Raw genomic sequence first — 17,146 nt, forward strand, 5'->3', positions numbered from 1 at the left:
ATACTCAATCCACATTATTCGCCGGGTTCCGGCGGCCGAGGACGCCACCAGCGCCACAGAATAAGTCCAGCGCCGGCGACAGCGCTGATGATGGTGACGATGTTCGCGCCGTCGGCGAGAAAGCGAAAATGCTATTCAATCAAACAGTTATCTTGAAAAATCACGATTTGTGTCAACTGAGTTATTTGCCGCCGCCAGCATTAAAGGGGAATGCTGCGTGGTTGCCATGCAACAAACGGTGTTCGGCCTTCCAGACCGATCTGAAACTGAAGCTTGACCCCATCGCCACGGCTCCAAAACGCGCTGCCGGTCGCGTTGTTTTATTGTTGGAGTTTTTGCTGCAAAATCAGGAAGTCTAGGTCTCTAAGAAGTCTCTCCTTTGAACCCTCGTCGACGGGTGGTGGCGCTGGCGGGATGACCGCCTTGGGTTTCTGACCTTCCGGTAGCTTGGTCGCGCGCTTCGGCGGCTCGACCTTTTTCTTTGGTGCTTCGGCGGGTTTCTTCGGTGCCTCGGCGGGCTTGGGGGCAAAGGTGATGATGATCTTGTTGGTATCAGTCCACGCGCTTTTCCAACCCCAACCAAGGCCAGCCTGTGCGGTATTGAAGGGGATCTTGACGATTTTTACGCTGGCTTCCCCCTTCTGCACGAGTTTAAAACTCAGGGTATAGGCCGCGGATTCCGGCTTCGTTCGGGTCTCCGCATAGGCATCCTGCAACTGGGCCAGCCAACTGGCGATACCCAAGTCTCCCATCAAACGGATACCATGCGTCCTGCGTGCTTCAACCGCTTCGTGGTCACAGTCAATTTTATCCTCAACGCCCAAGCCGATCGTGAATTTGTAACCGACCTGCCGGTCGGCTGTGCCCGTCACGTCCGTGGAAAGAGCCAATGTGGCAGTTTGCGGAACGTAAGGCACATCGTTGCCGGCGCTCCCGTTCCCACCACCTTCGGCAATCACGTTCAAGGAGAGGTCGACTCCGGCGTTCCACTTTTCTTTGTCAGTCAGGAAGGATGCCGGCCCCACGCCTGTCTTTGTGTTGCCGTCGCGCCCCTCCTTTAGCTCGCACCGAATATTGTCGACGATGTCAGAAATACGCAGCAATCCGACGTCGGTCTGAAGCTTGGGGACACTTCCGCACCCTGAAACGGCCAAGCAAATTCCGAATGATCCCCTTATGAAAATTTTAATCATTTGCCCCCCCTTGCAGCATCACAACTGGTGCATCCTGCATAGGCAAAAGACAAACGAGATTTTCGCCCAGAAAGCGCTGTCAACAAATTTTCAAAGCTCAGAGGGCCATTCCGATACCCTTTATCTGAACGAGCTTGAAGGCGAAGAAAGGAAGCCTCGTGTTTTGGGCGAACAATATGGAGCGACGAAAAAACAACGACTCAGCAGAGCTGGGTCGTTTTCGGCATCTATTGTCGCTCAGCTAGACGACCGCATTTTCAATGCCCAGTCTGGAGTTCACCTGGCCCGATGCATCCGTTATAAAAATCGGGGACTTTGATCGCCGAACATCGATCGGAGTTTGCCCGGAACAGCTCGAAGAGCTGTTCCGCGTCGAGAGACAACCGCGTGACGCGCATGTCGCCGTTGGAGTCGCCAAATTCGAACAGAATGTCCGTCGTCGGCGCCTCTCTTTTCTGGATGACAAGTTGTATCATCTCCAACGAGTTACGATACGACTGATCCTGATTAAGAAGGGGTACGATGTCGAACATCAGAAGATTGCTGCCGGGCGCAACGATAGCTTTTTGATCATCGCGCAAGCGGATCTTCGTGGCTCCAGCGAGATAGTCGCTTTTAGTGACTGCCCGAACGAACACTCCCGGCGCATCACCATTGTTGTTCACAAGCAAGCGGATAGTGGTGCCCTCCAAGGTGATCATGGGCGCGGCCATATCCGAGCGCGGGGAATGGAGCAGACCTATGAAACTTGGCACCGCAAAGCTGAGAACCGAGATTAGGGCAGTGAGTAGAGCTAACACGGTGTTGGACACCGCAAACCAGCGTCGCCAGTCCTGAAAGGATTGGCAGTGGGTGCAAATGTGAGCTGACTCGGGGATGGAAAGGCTGCACTGACGGCAGCGCACCATGCGTTGCTCTTCCATGAACGCTGCGCCCCCCTGCACGATGCTTCCACATCCTAACCGTCATCGCCACGTAGGCCTCAGTTTGATCCGGGATCAGAAAAGCCGTCGGAATGGCGGGATAGACTATACGGCTATTAAATATCAAAGGGTGTTTAAATCACTCATTAAGTCAATGCACTCGAACCCTATGCCGCCGTCAAAGACAAAATCTTAGTACATTGACCCCAGGCGGTTGGCTGAAGGGCGGTTAAACAAAGACAAGAAGATCAGATACATGGCATGAGGTGAGACGTTCTTGCGCTTGAGCATCGTACAAACTTCCTGGGGATACTTCGGGCTCAAGCTGTAGCGGTTACGCTCGAATGGACCGCCTGCCGCAAGATTGCACTCAAAAAAGAGGGCAATTTCGTAGCCGGTTCGAAATGCACACCACTCGCGTCCGTACTGCATTATATACTCGACGTCGTAGTTTTCAGGATCCGCGTTACAATCATCCCATATTGCTACTGGCGGCTCTCGCCGTAGCCAGAAGGCCAAGAAAGCTGCGCGCTTAAGGTGGTCAGCGGGGCCCTTTACTTGGGGCTCCAGCCTCGCAATATCTTCCTTCCAAAACGTATGAGCCCATTCTTGCCGATTGGGATCGAACTGGAGGGTAATCCCGACCCGTTGGGCTGAGTCGTTATAGATTCCTTGAACGACTTCCTTAAAGCCGCCCAGTGTCTCCATCCTAAGAAAAACGTCTCCATCCAGCGTGAAGCGGCTCATTGTCGGTTCCATAAAAAAGAAGAGAGGGTGGAGTGCCCTCTCTTCGAATACTGCGAATGGATTAATTAATCAACTTGCTTTGAAATAAGCTCGTCGACGTTGCTAAGTTCCCAGTTGGAAACATTGATCGAAGGCAATCCGTTTTTTTGGTAGTTGTGATCCACGCGAACTCTGCCCTTCATTCGACTCTCATAAACACGAGAATGAATGTCTTGATCTGTATAGATGCCTTGCATCGAGTCATTTTCTGTCATTGAAACGCTCCAGGTGGTTCTTTCGATGCAGCTATGTTAACATGCATAGGAAATAATTCCCAAAAAAATAATCCAGGGCAGGTTCGAAAGTATTTCGAGTCGTTACTAAAGGATTTTTGGGCAAAAATGTGTTGCTGTTCTGCAACGGGCTGATTTTTTTGCTTTTTTGCCGATTTATGAGATGGCGTTGGACATACTGGCTATCGATCCGGAGAAGGAGCCATTCCGCGCCCGCGAGGCAGTTTGCAGTCATCTCGAGCGCGTGCATTGGTTTATCACCCTCAGCTATCCACGAGGGTACCACAGTTCGAAAAGGTTCTGTGGAGAATTGGGAATGTTCTGGCGTCGAATTGTAAATATTGTAGGCGAAAGCTTGTCCAGTACGGCCTTTATCTTTTCGGCGTTGGCGCGATCTTCCGCCGAAAAATAGCGTATCTCGCCTAATCGTGGCCCTTTGAGCCCCACGTTCTCAATGCCCCGCGCCGCGTTGATCCCGTTGGCAACCAACCCAGAGATCAGCTTGGTCGCATCGGCGCGCTGGCTCTCTGCCGCGATTTGAACAAAGACGCGGGGCTTGGCGCCGGCTGGAGCCTGCGGCGGTTTTTGCACATTACCGGTGGGAGGTGGGCTCTTCGGATCCGCCGAGAGGACCGCGACCTGCGCCGGGCCGCTTGGCGGCACCTGGTAGCAGTCGACCCTTGCGACGGTTCTCAGTTCTCCGGACTGGTTTATGGGCGTGAAGGCTTCGACGTTCTGGGCGGCCCCATAGACCAGCCCGATCAGGTACCCACGCCAGAATATAGGCCCGCCGCTCATGCCGGCGGCGATTCCTGCCTTCATGTAGTCTCGAAACGAGCTGTCGAGGATGTCGGTTGTGACGACAGCAGGCAGAACCAGTAGTGGCGCCGAGTCCCCCGCCGGAAACCCCGCGACAGTGATCGATTCCATGATTGGCGGTATGTTGCAGCCAAGTCGGAAATATGTGCCGATCCCGGCATTTCGGACCTCGGTCTGGTTGACGTAGAGAAGAGCAATGTCTGTACTGCTCGCATCGGCGGGGTAACGGGAAGCAGGGATCAGAGCAGTTTTAACGCCCCTCAACGATACGCTGACCTTGCCTGTGGCAGGGTCAAAACCATCAAAAAGGTGCTTGGCCGTAAAGATGAAGCCGTCCGCCCCAAGCAAGACGCCGGAGCCTTCCCTGAACAGGTTGCCATCCGCCTTGGTCAGCCTAACATAGACTACCCCGTCAAAAATATTTTGAACGGATTGTGCGTTGCATTGGCCAAGTAACGAAAGGAACATATAAGCAAAGGCCGCAAGCCGACAAATGCCTACATGGACAGAGGTTTGTAGAGTCCCGTCACGCATGCCACATCACCGTTTGAAATAGTGGAAGGATTGACCACAAATGCAACCCGTTCGCCGCGAGCGTTAAGGATGGTAGCCCATTTATCTTTGATAGGGTACATCATGATGGACGATTTATCGAGGTTGGGGCTAGCTAGGCAAACAGCGCTTTTGTCCAGTTTTGTAAGTATCTGCTCCTTGATGGTTTCTTCACTCCAACCCTTTGGATGCATATCCGCGAAAACAGCGTCTTTGTCCCATTCGATCGTGGACTGAGGGAACCTGTGCTCGTGTTGCAGGCCAAGGGCATGACCGAACTCGTGCATGATACTGGCCGGGTGTAGGTCGCTGAAGCACATCGTATACGGCGTGGTGACGGTCTTCGCGCGTTTGCCGATGGCCGACCAGTTCTGATTAGAAAGCACTTGGACGCGTATCTTCGCCTTCTCCACACTGGCCGTGAAGTCGAAGTCTATGAAAGTGCCGATATGCGTGGCCAGCCACATTCGAGCCGATTCCATGACGATATCGTGTTGAGGTTTCTCACCGTTCAGGAAGGCCACGCCTAGGGTTATCTTGTCCTTAGTCTCACTGTCCTCGGGTAGCCAAATGTCGCTTTTAAAGGCCGTCCCGTAGGGGGTGAATGTCAGCGGGCCGAGGTCCGTTTTGAACGTCAGGTTTTGCCCATTCCCGTCGGCCGGTCGAAACTGCAGGGCGTCAGAATCTGCGCTGTCCTCGACAGCACAGATGAAGGTTGGCTCGTCGGCATGCGCCTTCCCCGCGAGGCAGAGCGCGCAGCATCCGAGGAAGGCGCGCCGGTTGATCATTGACTCGCGAACTGCTCGAATTCGTCATCAGATCCTTTGAAGACGTTGCCGTCCAGACCCCCTTTGTAGGCGTCTCCGACCTTGGCCTTGTCTGAGAACTGCCAGAGTTTCCATTTTGCACCGCCCGGAACCTTGGGGTCTTCACTGGCCTGCCCCGACCGGGAGTAGTCCGCGATCCAGATACCGTAGTCCGAGAGCTCGGAAATCCGTTTCGGTGCGATACCGCGTTCCCGCCACCAAGAGTTCGCCGTGTAAATGACCGGTACCCGTTTGGTTTGCTCCTGCACCTTCGCGCACCAGGCCTTCACTGACGAGAGTATGGTATCGGGGGAATAATCCCTCCAGCGGTCCGGACCGGCCGGTCTGCCAATATCCCATTCGAGATCGAGCACGGGAGGCATGTCGGTCTTTTCGATGCCGCCATGGGAATTCACGAAGTTGAGGAAAGTGTCCGCCTGGGCGGCTCCGGTTTTGCCTGCGGCGAGAAAGTGATAGGCGCCCCTGCGAAGCGTATTAGTCGGATGCTTGGGCAGCGCTTTCACCTGTGACCAGAACCCGGCAAACTTCTTATCCTTGAACTGTGTCCCCTGGGTAGCCTTTATGTAGACGAACTTGATGTTCTTGTCGTCGCGCAAGGACCTGAGATCTACGCGTCCAGAGTAGTGGCTGACGTCGACGCCCCAATGATAACCCTCACGCTTAAGGTTCGTCTGGGGATCGGTCCTGGAATCCTCGGGAAAAGTAAAGTCTCCCGGAATATAGGAACCTCCGGTGTTGTCGACCTCATCCTCCGGCTGCAGCTTCGCGATTGCTATGTTAACGATCCACTCATAAAGGTCGCTTCTCGATGGCTGGTCGGTGAGATCCGCCAATCGGGGAGTCTTCGCTTGGGCGAACGATATGGCGGCAGATGAAGTAGCCAATGTTCCTGCAGCGGTCATCAGAAGTTGGCGGCGATCAAGTTCCATGTAAGCATCCCCCACTAAGAGACATGTTAGAGTGCGGCCAGCAATGAACAGAATTTGCAACAAAAGTCATGCATCATCATTCACACATCTGCAAGAGCTAAAATACTGCCAGTGTTACAAATATTGATTTTGGTCGATCTCATAACCAAAATAATACAGTGCGTGCAGCGGCGTAACCTTGTGGTTAGGCAGCAGTCACGCTCTAGCACTCAGGCACTTGAAGTCAGATCGAGGGCTTCCTATCCTATATATTGCGTGCCAAGAGAATCCCCCATTCTGGGGTGGGTATTCAGGAGGAAAACGATGGCTAGGTACATGAAACCCACCGCTCGACGCGATGCGGTCGTGCGCCGTGCAAACAGTCGGATCTCCGACGCATAAGCCTCAGCTGCCGGTCCAGGCCTGCATCAGTTTTTCGTACTCCACCAGTCTGGCGTAGTCATTCTGATACGGATCGGCAGCGCGCTTTCGCTCCAACTTAATAGCTTCTTTCAACTGACTAATCGCATCGTCCTTCGCGTCGGTCGCATACATCAGCACGGCGCTCGCGTAGTGAGGATAGGGATCGTTAGGGTCCGCATCCACTAATGCAGTCCTCGCGGCCTCTTCCGCTTCGGTCACGACATCGGCGGGGAGGTCCTTCGTGCGCGCGGCAGCTTCGGCAAATCCTGCGCCGCTGTAAGCGATCTCGTCCGTCAACTTGGCACTCTTGTAGAGGGCACGGTATAAGTCCAAGGCGGCCTGAACTTGGGCGGGACCGCCTCGAGCCTTCGCGTAGTCCAGCGCAAGGGCCGCCTGTTCCTCCTGGGCTGGTCTGAAGTCGGGATAGGACGAGACAATGGTTGCATAGGCGGCGACAGCCTCGCTGTAGCTATTCTTCTCGTAGAAGATTTTGGCCTTCGCGAACTTCGAGACACGCAACTGCTCGTCGTTCTTGCCCTCCGACAGTTTCGTCATCTTTGCGACAATATCGAGCGCCTTGCCGAACTCCGCCTCAGCGAGCTCTGGTCGGTCCGACTCCTGATAGTTGTCCCCCAGCCTCCTGTGAATGTTTTGCAGCCCGTCCAGCACCTCGAAGCTGTCGGGATCGAGATAGACGGCTCGTTCGTAAACGGTCTCCGCCTCCTCATATCGCCCAATCATTCTCAGCGACTTCCCAAGCATCTCGAGGGCTTCCATGTCGTCGGAACTGAACTCGTAATAGATCCCGAGGAACCTTGCCGCCGAATCCCACCGCTTCTGTAGAAACTTTACCGTTCCTCTCTCTTTAATAACGTTGACGATGCCCACCTCGTCGTTTTGCATGCTGGATTTCATTATCTGTTCGAGCACCTTCTCGGCCTCCTCCAGCTTCACGGACTTCCTCAGAGAAACGGCCTGTTCGAACTGCTTTTTGGTTGCATCATCGAAAGTGGCGCCGCCCGAATGGGCGGGAGGCGACCAAGCAAGGAATGCAAGAAAGGCAGGGACCATCAGGGCCCTACAATCCCGTCCTCGGCGTCTCCATTTAGCTGAACGTTCCATGCGACACACCATCCGAGGCTGCGACATTGACACTAAACGGAGAGCCAGCGCGCCACCGATCACTATTTGCGCTTGCTGCCAGCCGCGATATATTTTCCTTGAATGGCGAAGGTGACGTTGCTTCTGGTCGTGGATTTTATTTCAGGATTGGCCCACGATAGCGACGCGGGTCCGGCGGCGAATGCCGCTTGGAACGCGCCCTTAGAAAGCGTGTATACTTTCTTTGCATTCGCCACTTCGGTGACGATCATGTAAGGGCGATTCCCTTTGAGAACGTCTTTTCGACAGCTTGTTCCCAGGTTGGCTAGAACGAAATCGGCTGCATTTCGCGAGTCGCCAGACACAAGGTGCGTGATGCGGTAGCCATCCACTTTGATTTTCTTGTACGGCGCAGTAATTGTGCCAATTCCGGGAACAGAAAGAGCGAAATTTGTTGAGGCCAGGTTATCTTCTAAAGAGTCGTCATGGTCTGCGACTTTTGTCGAAAGGCCCTTAATTGCTGCGATACCCATGTCATTTTCGCAGATTTGGTAAGCCGATCCATCTTTGTGAAAGGTATAAATACCTGGTGTCGAGATTGCATAGCCATATGAAGGGCTGATGGAGTACGCCCCGGGCCCTAGCGCTTGGACGGCGACGGTGGGACTGGATCCAATAACTTGCGGAAGGAAATTTTCGTTTTGTTCAACCGTGCACGCGCTGAGAAGCGCGGCAGCGGCAGCAACCGGTATGATCTTAAACACTTTTGAAGCCCCCTTACCCTTGGGGAAGGCGTAAGCAAACTCATAGAGAATGTAAAGACGTATTCGAGCAGAGTTCTGTGAACACACCACAATGAGTAACCTCAACATGGCGTCGGTGGCAACGAGGACGGCGGTGCCTCGTTGGGCAGACTAGGAAGAGTGTTTAGCTGACTGTCTGACTCCGCGAGACAGTTCCGCCAAGTTCGTTCCATTATCCATAAAAATAGAATGCCGTTTTGGATGCAGTTTTGCACGTGCTTCGAAACCTCCGGTGACCGCCCGCGGGACGTCCGCTGTCCGTGGCTGACTGCCGCCATCGGCATCGAGGCGAGCCGACGTCTGGGTGGCGCTTTATACGGCGCCCTTCGCCGGGGGCTGTCGGTCCCTCATCCCGCCTGACGGGCGGCGCTATGCTGATGCTCCTACGGCCGCCCTGTTGAACCGGTCTCAGGGCCACGAACTTTCTCCAGCACCGAACTGGCTTCGTCCCGCTGGCGGGCATTTCGGTGCTTCCGCCTTGTGCCCCTTTTTTGTAGGGGGAGCTCCGCGGCACGGCTTTGCCAATATCGATTGGATCCAAGGAATGTTTCTGACCTCGGATAAGGAGAGGCCCGCGGCCCATTAGTAGCCCCCTATCTTCGCTGCTCTCAGTCCGGGACAGGCTCAGCCCGCGACTTGTCGCCCGCCGGAACGGGTGTTCGATTTCGGTAACCGCAATCAAATTCGTTGGCGCAGGAATATGTTCCTGTTATGTTCGACGCATGCACGACAGTCATTCGCATCTTATCTATGTTGGCCAACCAGCGGACTGGCCGATCGTGCTTCCTGTGATGGGCACCCGAATCTGTGCGGGCTTTCCCAGCCCCGCCGACGATTTCCTCGACGGAGAACTGGATCTCACCCGCATCCTCGTCAAAAATAGACCCGCAACGTTCCTGTGGCGCGTGGCAGGGAGTTCGATGCGCGATGTCGGCATCTATGATGGCGACGTTGTGGTGGTGGACCGGAGCGTCAAGCCGAAGGACGGCATGGTGGTCGTGGCCGTGATCAACGGCGAGACCAGCCTGAAATTGTTTCGGCGTGGCAATCCGCCGAGCCACCTTTGCCAACAAAGACATGCAGGCGTTTCCGATGGATGACGTTTCCCAGGTCGAAATCTGGGGGGTGGTCACGTGGACGCTGCACAAGCCCCGCGCGTAGGGCGGGTGTACGCGCTGATTGACGGCAACAGTTTCTACTGCAGCTGCGAGCGCGCCTTTGCACCGGCGCTTAATGGCCGGCCGGTGATTGTGCTGTCCAACAATGACGGCTGTGCGGTCGCCAGAACGCCTGAGGCGAAGGCACTCGGCATCGCCATGGGCGCGCCGTACTTCAAAATTCGCGACCTATGCCGCAAGAACCGGGTGGAGGTGTTCAGCAGCAACTACACGCTTTACGGGGATATGAGCCGGCGGATGAATGAGATCTACCATCAGTTTGCACCGGAGGTGGAGGTCTACTCAATCGACGAGAGCTTCCTCGACATCACCGGCCTTGGCGGCAGCGACTATGTCGCCTATGGGCAGAACCTGCGGCAGACCGTGCGGACCTGGACCGGCATCCCGACCTGCGTCGGCATCGGGCCGACCAAGACGCTGGCCAAGCTTGCCAACCGAACCGCCAAGACCAATGCGGAGCTCAACGGGGTGTGCGATTTCAGCAACGCTGGTGTCCGGGAGAAGTACCTACCGGCAACGCCGGTAAACGACTTGTGGGGTGTAGGTGCTGCCTCGGCTGCCAAACTCAAGGCGATCGGGGTCGAAACTGTTGGCCAACTGCGGGCGCTGGACCCGAAACGGGGCCGCCAACTGCTCACCGTCGTGGGCGAGCGCATGATCCATGAACTGAACGGCATTGCCTGTCTTGCCTTGGAAACCCTGCCGGCCGGTCGGAAGGGGATTGCGGTGACGCGCAGCTTCGGCAGGCCAGTGACCTCGCTCGTCGAGATGCAGCAGGCGGTGGCGGCCTATGCGACGCGAGCAGCCGAGAAACTGCGCCGGCACGGACTCTGTGCCGTGCAGGGCTTCGTGTTCATGCACACCAACGCCTTCAATGGCGACAAATGGAGCCACACAGGCAAGGCGATTGCGTTTTTAGAGCCGACCGACGATGCCCTTGAGCTGGTTGCGGCAACGACGACCGCGGCCGCCGCCGCTTGGCGTAGTGGATACCGTTACGCCAAGGCCGGTATCATGTTGACCGAACTGGTGCCCGCTACCATGGTGCAAACGTCCTTGCTGGCCATTATCGATCGGGGTGAGCGGGTTAGGCTGAATACAGCGATGGATGCCGTCAATGGGCGATTTGGCCGGGACACGCTTGTGCCGGCAGCGATGGGCCTGAAACGATTCTGGTCTACCAAGTTCGACCGGAAATCGCCGTGTTTCACCACGCGGTGGGATGAGTTGCCCCAGGTGGCAGCTTAGCCCAGTGCTTGTTTTGTAAGCACCGGCCGTTCGTGACTGAATACATACATCTTGGATTTGGGGTAAATCTTGAGGGACAAAGGACATTGCCAGTGATCGAACCGACCATCTCTTGCCCCAGCTGTACAGTTGGAGAGCGTAGCCGATGAACGCGGTGGAAATTGAACAGGCTATATCGGCCCTAGCGGAGCAGCCGTTTGACAGGGAGGAGTTCCCATACCTGTTCCTCCAAGCCTTCGGCAACAAGGATACCACGCTAAAGCGGTTGCGCGCTGGCGCATCGAATAAGTCGGACGTGGGCGGCGTTCTCCAGACCAGCAATATTCACATCGCCGTATCGCCGGTAGGCGAGGTCGGCAAGACGCTGGCATCCCTCAGGGCTAGCCCGGCGACGGTCAGGGCGAAGGCAAAGTTCGTGCTGGCGACGGACGGCGAGGTGTTTGAGGCCGAGGACCTGACGAGCGGTGAGACAGTAGCTTGCGCCTATCCGGACTTCCCGGACCACTTTGGGTTTTTCCTGCCACTTGCGGGTATCACCACCGTTCAGCAAATCCGAGAAAGTTCGTTCGATATACGGGCTACGGGCCGACTGAACCGACTTTATGTCGAGCTCTTGAAGGAGAACCCGGAGTGGGGCACGGGCGCGCGCCGCCAGGACATGAACCACTTCATGGCTCGGCTAATCTTCTGCTTTTTCGCCGAAGACACCGACATTTTCATGCAGTCAGGCCTCTTCACAGACACGATCGAGCGAATGAGCGCCAGGGATTCCGCCGACACACATGCGGTAATCGGCGAGCTATTCCGGGCCATGAACACCAAGACCACCGAGAGGGCGGGCGCGAAGCTGCCCCGATGGGCTGACGTGTTTCCTTATGTGAACGGCGGCCTTTTTTCGGGCAGCACCGATGTGCCTCGCTTCAGCAAGATTGCGCGTTCCTATCTGCTGCACATTGGCAATCTCGATTGGAAAAAGATCAACCCGGATATCTTTGGATCGATGATCCAGGCCGTTGCCGACGATGAGGAGCGCGGGGCGCTAGGCATGCACTACACCAGCGTGCCGAACATCCTGAAGGTGTTGAATCCGCTCTTCCTAGACGATTTACGGGAGAAGCTGGAGGAGGCTGCAGATAACCCCCGCATGCTCCTGAATCTGCGCAAGCGCATGGCCAGGATTAGAGTTTTCGATCCAGCGTGCGGCTCGGGGAATTTCCTTGTCATTGCTTATAAAGAAATGCGTTCGATTGAGGCAGAGATTAACCGGCGACGCGGTGAATCCGATTGCCGTAGCGAGATCCCGCTCACCAATTTCCGGGGCATTGAACTTAGGGACTTTCCAGCAGAGATCGCTCGCCTGGCGCTTATCATCGCCGAGTATCAATGCGATGTGCTCTATCGGGGGCAAAAGGAAGCCTTGGCCGAATTCTTGCCGCTCGATGCAATGAACTGGATCACCTGCGCCAACGCGTTGCGGTTGGACTGGTTGAGCGTCTGCCCCCCGACAGGGACAGGGGTCAAATTCCATGCCGACGACCTCTTTCATGCGCCACTTGAACAGGCTCAGATCGACTTCGAGAATGAGGGCGGTGAGACGTATATTTGCGGGAATCCGCCATACCTTGGGTCGACATGGCAATCCGATGAGCAAAAATCAGAGCTGGAGGCTATTTTCGGCAGTCGGACGAAAAGCTGGAAATCTCTGGATTATGTGGCCGGCTGGTTCATGAAAGCCGCTGACTACGGAACGCATACAGATGCCGCAACAGCGTTAGTTTCGACGAATTCGATTTGTCAGGGACAGCAAGTTCCGATCCTTTGGCCTCTCATATTTAAGACTGGGCACGAAATCGTCTTCGCGCATACGTCCTTCAAATGGGCCAATCTAGCCAGTCACAACGCTGGGGTTACCGTCGCGATAGTTGGGATTTCCAATCACCCCAAAAAGATACGCCGGCTGTTTTCGATAGCTGACGATGGGCTTTCTATTGTAAAAGAAATCGACAACATCAATGCCTATCTCGTGTCAGGCCCAAACATTATAGTAAATAAGCTATCGGTCCCTTCCGATGATAGAGCCAATATGACTTGGGGTAATAAACCGGCCGATGGAGGAAACCTAATTTTGAATTTCGACGAACGTCGACAATTGTTGAAAGAAACACCAGAGGCAATACGCTTTTTGCGACCATTCCCAGGTGCGTCAGAGTTCATTCAAGGAATGCAGCGTTACTGTCTCTGGATTCTTGACGCGCATATTGAGGAGGCGAGGCGTTCATCCGAAATAGACCGCAGGTTGAGCGCGGTAACCCAAATGCGCAGTCAAAGCCCGAAAATCCCGACGCTAGAGGCAGCCAAAACTCCGAACCGCTTCGTGGAGATCAGGCAAAATGGTGACGAGGAAATCATTGTCGTCCCAGGTATAAGCTCTGAAAATCGACAGTATCTGCCATGCGGGATTGTGGAAAAGGGAACAATACTTAGCAACAAAAACTACGGATTTTTTGGTGCGTCGCTCTGGAACATGGCTCTGGTGGCCTCGCGGCTTCATTGGGTGTGGATTGGAACCGTTTGTGTTCGGATGCGAACAGACTTCTCATATTCTAACACCCTCGGTTGGAATACCTTCCCAGTCCCGACCCTCACCGCGAAGAACAAGGGTGACCTAACTCGCTGCGCTGAAGACATCCTGCTGGCGCGCGAGGCCCACTTCCCAGCTACGATCGCCGATCTCTACGATCCAGATGCCATGCCCTCTGATCTGCGCGGGGCGCACGAGCGCAACGACGAAGTGCTTGAGCGCATCTATATCGGCCGCCATTTCCGCAACGACACCGAGCGACTGGAAAAGCTGTTTGAGCTTTACACCAAGATGATCGGTGCGCAGGGAGCGACCAATAAACAAAGGGCAGGGGCAAGCGCGTGAACAGTGAATTGAAATCGGTACCGTCTATTTCGGTCTCCTACGCCCACACGGGCAATTCTGCCAAAGCCAACGAATTCGGCATGCGCCCAATGCAGGAGCGCGCCTATGAAAAGCGCGGCGAGCAGTACCTGCTGATCAAATCGCCGCCGGCGTCAGGCAAAAGCCGGGCGCTTATGTTTATTGCCCTGGACAAGCTCCACAACCAGGGCCTCAAGCAGGCAATCATCGTCGTGCCCGAAAAGTCCATCGGATCGAGCTTTAACGACGAGCCGCTGACGAAATACGGCTTTTGGGCCGACTGGACCGTTGCCCCCAGATGGAACCTCTGTAATGCGCCCGGAGCCGATGGCGGCAAGGTCAACGCGCTGGGAGCTTTCCTCGCCAGCGGCGACCAGGTTCTGGTTTGCACCCATGCCACCTTCCGGTTCGCGGTGGACAAGTTCGGAGTCGAAGCATTTGACGATCGGTTGATCGTTGTGGACGAGTTCCACCACGTCTCAGTCCACCCCGACAACAAGCTCGGCCTGCATTTGTGCCAATTTATCGGCCGGGACCGCGTGCATATCGTGGCGATGACCGGTTCCTACTTCCGGGGTGACGCGGACGCCGTGCTGTCGCCCGATGACGAGTCCAAATTCGATACCGTCACCTACACCTACTACGAGCAGCTGAACGGCTACGAGTATCTGAAAGAGCTCGATATCGGCTACTATTTTTATTCAGGCCCCTATTCCGACGACATTCTGAAGGTGCTGGATCCCTCAGAAAAAACCATCATCCACATTCCGAACGTCAACGCACGTGAAAGCACTAAGGATAAGATCCGCGAGGTCGAGCACATCATTGAGGAACTGGGCGACTGGCAGGGAGCCGATCCATTAACCGGCTTCCAGTTGGTTATGACCCCAGAGGGCCGAGTGCTTAGAATTGCCGACCTGGTCGACGACGATCCCGCCAAGAGGGACCGCGTTTCCGCAGCTCTGAAGAATCCGGCGCAGAAGAACAACCGCGACCATGTCGACATCATCATCGCTCTTGGTATGGCAAAGGAAGGGTTTGACTGGATTTGGTGCGAGCACGCGCTGACGGTCGGCTATCGGTCGAGCCTGACGGAGATTGTCCAGATCATTGGCCGCGCGACACGCGACGCTCCGGGCAAGGCCCGTACCCGCTTCACCAATCTGATCGCGGAACCTGACGCCTCCGAACAGGCTGTCACAGAAGCCGTGAATGACACGCTCAAGGCGATTGCGGCAAGTCTGCTCATGGAGCAGGTACTTGCTCCGCGCTTTACCTTCACGCCCAAGACGCCCTCCAGCGGGCCGGCTGAAGGGTTTGACTATGGCGATAAGGGCTATGATCCAGGTCAATGCAATGTTGGGTTTGATCACCAAAACGGGCAATTCCAGATCGAAATTAAGGGATTGGTTGAGCCGAAAAGCAAAGAGGCGACACGTATCTGCAATGAAGATCTCAACGAGGTGATTGCATCTTTCGTCCAGGATAAAACCACGATCGAGCGCGGCCTGTTCGATCCCGAACTGGTGCCCGAGGAAATCACGCAGCTCCGCATGGGCAAGATCATCAAGGATAAGTACCCCGAACTCGATGCCGAGGACCAAGAGGCCGTACGTCAGCACGCCGTGGCCGCGCTTACCCTGACCCAGAAGGCCAAAGAAATCGCCTTGAGTGCAGTCGACCCAGCGATGGTTGGAAACACCGCCTTCATCCAAGGTGTTCGGCAATTCGCAATGGACGTGCGCGAGCTCGACATCGATATGATTGACCGCATCAACCCGTTCGGCGAGGCCTATTCGATCCTGGCCAAGACCATGACCGAGGAGAGCCTGAAGCAGGTTGCGGCGGTAATTGCCGCCAAGCGGGTCAATCTGTCGCTGGAGGACGCCCGAGAGCTCGCCAAGCGTGCCCTCGCGTTCAAGCAGGAGCGCGGTCGCCTGCCGTCGATCACGTCGGCCGACGCGTGGGAAAAGCGCATGGCAGAAGGCGTCGCGTTTCTCGCCCGCAAGGCCAAAGAGGCCGCACAGTGACCGACTTTTCCGACCTTGAACTGTTGGACGCCCTCGGCGTCGACATCGAGCAGGACAAGGCGTCTGCCCGATCCCCCCGCGAGGAACGCATTATCGCGGGGTTTGAGGAGATCCAGCGCTTCGTTGAGCAGCACGGCCGCAACCCGCACCACGGCGAGGGCGGCGAGATTTTTGAGCGGATCTATGCTGTGCGCCTCGATCGACTGCGTGCTCAGGAAGATTGCCGCACACTTTTGGAACCCCTCGACCGCCAGGGACTGCTGTCTGCCGCTTCGGGACCTGAAGCTGCCGTTGCATCTGTTGATGACGACGAATTGCTGGCCCAACTGGGTGTGTCTCCCGGGGCAACAGACGACCTTACAGACCTGCGTCACGTACGCTCGACGGCCGATCGGCGCGCTGCCGAAGAGATTGCCAATCGGGAGCTTTGCAAGGATTTTGAGAAGTTTAAACCGCTGTTCGAGCAGGTGCAGAAAGACCTGGAAACAGGACTTCGCCTGACAAAACCGTTTGCAATGAAGGCCGAGATCCAACCCGGGCACCTGTTCATCGTGAGCGGCCAGAAGGCCTATGTCGCCGAGATGGGGGAGATTTTTTCGAACGCGCAGGGTCGCACCGACGCGCGTCTGCGGGTCATTTTCGACAACGGTACGGAAAGCAATCTCCTGATGCGCTCGTTACAGCGAGCTCTGCATAAGGACGAAGCTGGCCGGCGCATCTCTGATCCTGTGGCTGGGCCCTTGTTCACCCAAGAAAGCGAAGATGGTGACGAGGCGAGCGGGACAATTTACGTGCTGCGCAGCAAATCCAGCGATCCCACGGTCGTCGCAAACCGTGCAATTTTGCATAAGATTGGAGTGACGGGCGGCAGCGTAGAACGCCGCATCGCCAATGCACGGCTCGACCCGACCTTCCTGATGGCCGATGTGGAGATAGTCGCCACCTACGAGCTCTTCAACATTTCCCGCGCCCGCTTGGAGAACGTGATCCATCGCATCTTCGGCGCCGCACGCCTAGATATCGCGATAAAGGATCGCTTCGGAAATCCTATCGTCCCGCGAGAATGGTTCCTGGTGCCTCGCTTTGTCATCGACGAGGCCATCGAGAAAATCAGGGACGGTACGATTGCCGGCTACGCTTACGATCCGAAGACCGGCACCCTTCGGCAATCATAAAAG

At 55.7% G+C, this 17,146-nt stretch carries 14 protein-coding genes; 5 read left to right on the top strand and 9 right to left on the bottom strand.

Translation table 11 applies throughout. The annotated features are described in order from the left end of the window. Positions 1 to 320: 320 nt before the first annotated feature. From NKI17_RS07690 to NKI17_RS07730, 9 genes are all read right to left on the bottom strand, one after another. Positions 321 to 1,193 carry a hypothetical protein gene (locus NKI17_RS07690; RefSeq protein WP_352905597.1) on the bottom strand — a complete coding sequence of 291 codons (873 nt, stop codon included), beginning with the start codon at positions 1,191 to 1,193 and terminating at the stop codon, positions 321 to 323. A 257-nt stretch (positions 1,194 to 1,450) separates the two neighbouring features. Continuing rightward, positions 1,451 to 2,116 carry a hypothetical protein gene (locus NKI17_RS07695; RefSeq protein WP_352700709.1) on the bottom strand — a complete coding sequence of 222 codons (666 nt, stop codon included), beginning with the start codon at positions 2,114 to 2,116 and terminating at the stop codon, positions 1,451 to 1,453. 192 nt (positions 2,117 to 2,308) lie between these two features. After that, a complete protein-coding gene (locus NKI17_RS07700; RefSeq protein WP_352700708.1) occupies positions 2,309 to 2,863 on the bottom strand; it encodes a hypothetical protein in 555 nt (184 codons plus the stop codon). Positions 2,864 to 2,928: 65 nt separating this feature from the next. Then, a complete protein-coding gene (locus tag NKI17_RS07705; RefSeq protein ID WP_352905598.1) occupies positions 2,929 to 3,117 on the bottom strand; it encodes a hypothetical protein in 189 nt (62 codons plus the stop codon). Between the two features lie 285 nt (positions 3,118 to 3,402). Further along, complete coding sequence (locus tag NKI17_RS07710; RefSeq protein ID WP_352905599.1) at positions 3,403 to 4,488, bottom strand: S1 family peptidase; 1,086 nt, start codon at positions 4,486 to 4,488, stop codon at positions 3,403 to 3,405. Then, complete coding sequence (locus tag NKI17_RS07715) at positions 4,452 to 5,294, bottom strand: zinc metalloprotease (protein ID WP_352905600.1); 843 nt, start codon at positions 5,292 to 5,294, stop codon at positions 4,452 to 4,454. Before NKI17_RS07715 ends, NKI17_RS07710 begins: the two co-directional genes overlap by 37 nt. Continuing rightward, positions 5,291 to 6,262, bottom strand: coding sequence for a glycoside hydrolase family 25 protein (locus tag NKI17_RS07720; RefSeq protein WP_352905602.1), 972 nt, complete (start codon positions 6,260 to 6,262; stop codon positions 5,291 to 5,293). Before NKI17_RS07720 ends, NKI17_RS07715 begins: the two co-directional genes overlap by 4 nt. 384 nt (positions 6,263 to 6,646) lie before the next feature. Beyond that, positions 6,647 to 7,735 carry a tetratricopeptide repeat protein gene (locus tag NKI17_RS07725; RefSeq protein ID WP_352905603.1) on the bottom strand — a complete coding sequence of 363 codons (1,089 nt, stop codon included), beginning with the start codon at positions 7,733 to 7,735 and terminating at the stop codon, positions 6,647 to 6,649. 113 nt (positions 7,736 to 7,848) lie between these two features. Then, the gene (locus NKI17_RS07730) at positions 7,849 to 8,529 is read right to left on the bottom strand and encodes a hypothetical protein (RefSeq protein WP_352905604.1); all 681 of its coding nucleotides are present in this window, start codon (positions 8,527 to 8,529) and stop codon (positions 7,849 to 7,851) included. Positions 8,530 to 9,290: 761 nt separating this feature from the next. Here NKI17_RS07730 and NKI17_RS07735 point away from each other — a divergent pair. From NKI17_RS07735 to NKI17_RS07755, 5 genes are all read left to right on the top strand, one after another. Next, the gene (locus NKI17_RS07735; RefSeq protein WP_352905605.1) at positions 9,291 to 9,668 is read left to right on the top strand and encodes a LexA family protein; all 378 of its coding nucleotides are present in this window, start codon (positions 9,291 to 9,293) and stop codon (positions 9,666 to 9,668) included. A gap of 33 nt (positions 9,669 to 9,701) precedes the next feature. Next, entirely contained in the window at positions 9,702 to 10,994 is a 1,293-nt protein-coding gene (locus tag NKI17_RS07740; protein WP_352905606.1) for a Y-family DNA polymerase, read from the top strand. 145 nt (positions 10,995 to 11,139) lie between these two features. After that, a complete protein-coding gene (locus NKI17_RS07745) occupies positions 11,140 to 13,920 on the top strand; it encodes a class I SAM-dependent DNA methyltransferase (protein WP_352905607.1) in 2,781 nt (926 codons plus the stop codon). Then, complete coding sequence (locus NKI17_RS07750) at positions 13,917 to 15,968, top strand: DEAD/DEAH box helicase (RefSeq protein WP_352905608.1); 2,052 nt, start codon at positions 13,917 to 13,919, stop codon at positions 15,966 to 15,968. Before NKI17_RS07745 ends, NKI17_RS07750 begins: the two co-directional genes overlap by 4 nt. After that, positions 15,965 to 17,143, top strand: a complete 1,179-nt coding sequence (locus NKI17_RS07755; RefSeq protein ID WP_352905609.1) for a GIY-YIG nuclease family protein — start codon at positions 15,965 to 15,967, stop codon at positions 17,141 to 17,143. The genes NKI17_RS07750 and NKI17_RS07755 overlap by 4 nt, the downstream gene beginning before the upstream one ends. Positions 17,144 to 17,146 lie beyond the last annotated feature (3 nt).

Source organism: Mesorhizobium sp. M0816, from assembly GCF_040320005.1.
In the GTDB taxonomy this organism is placed as follows: domain Bacteria; phylum Pseudomonadota; class Alphaproteobacteria; order Rhizobiales; family Rhizobiaceae; genus Mesorhizobium.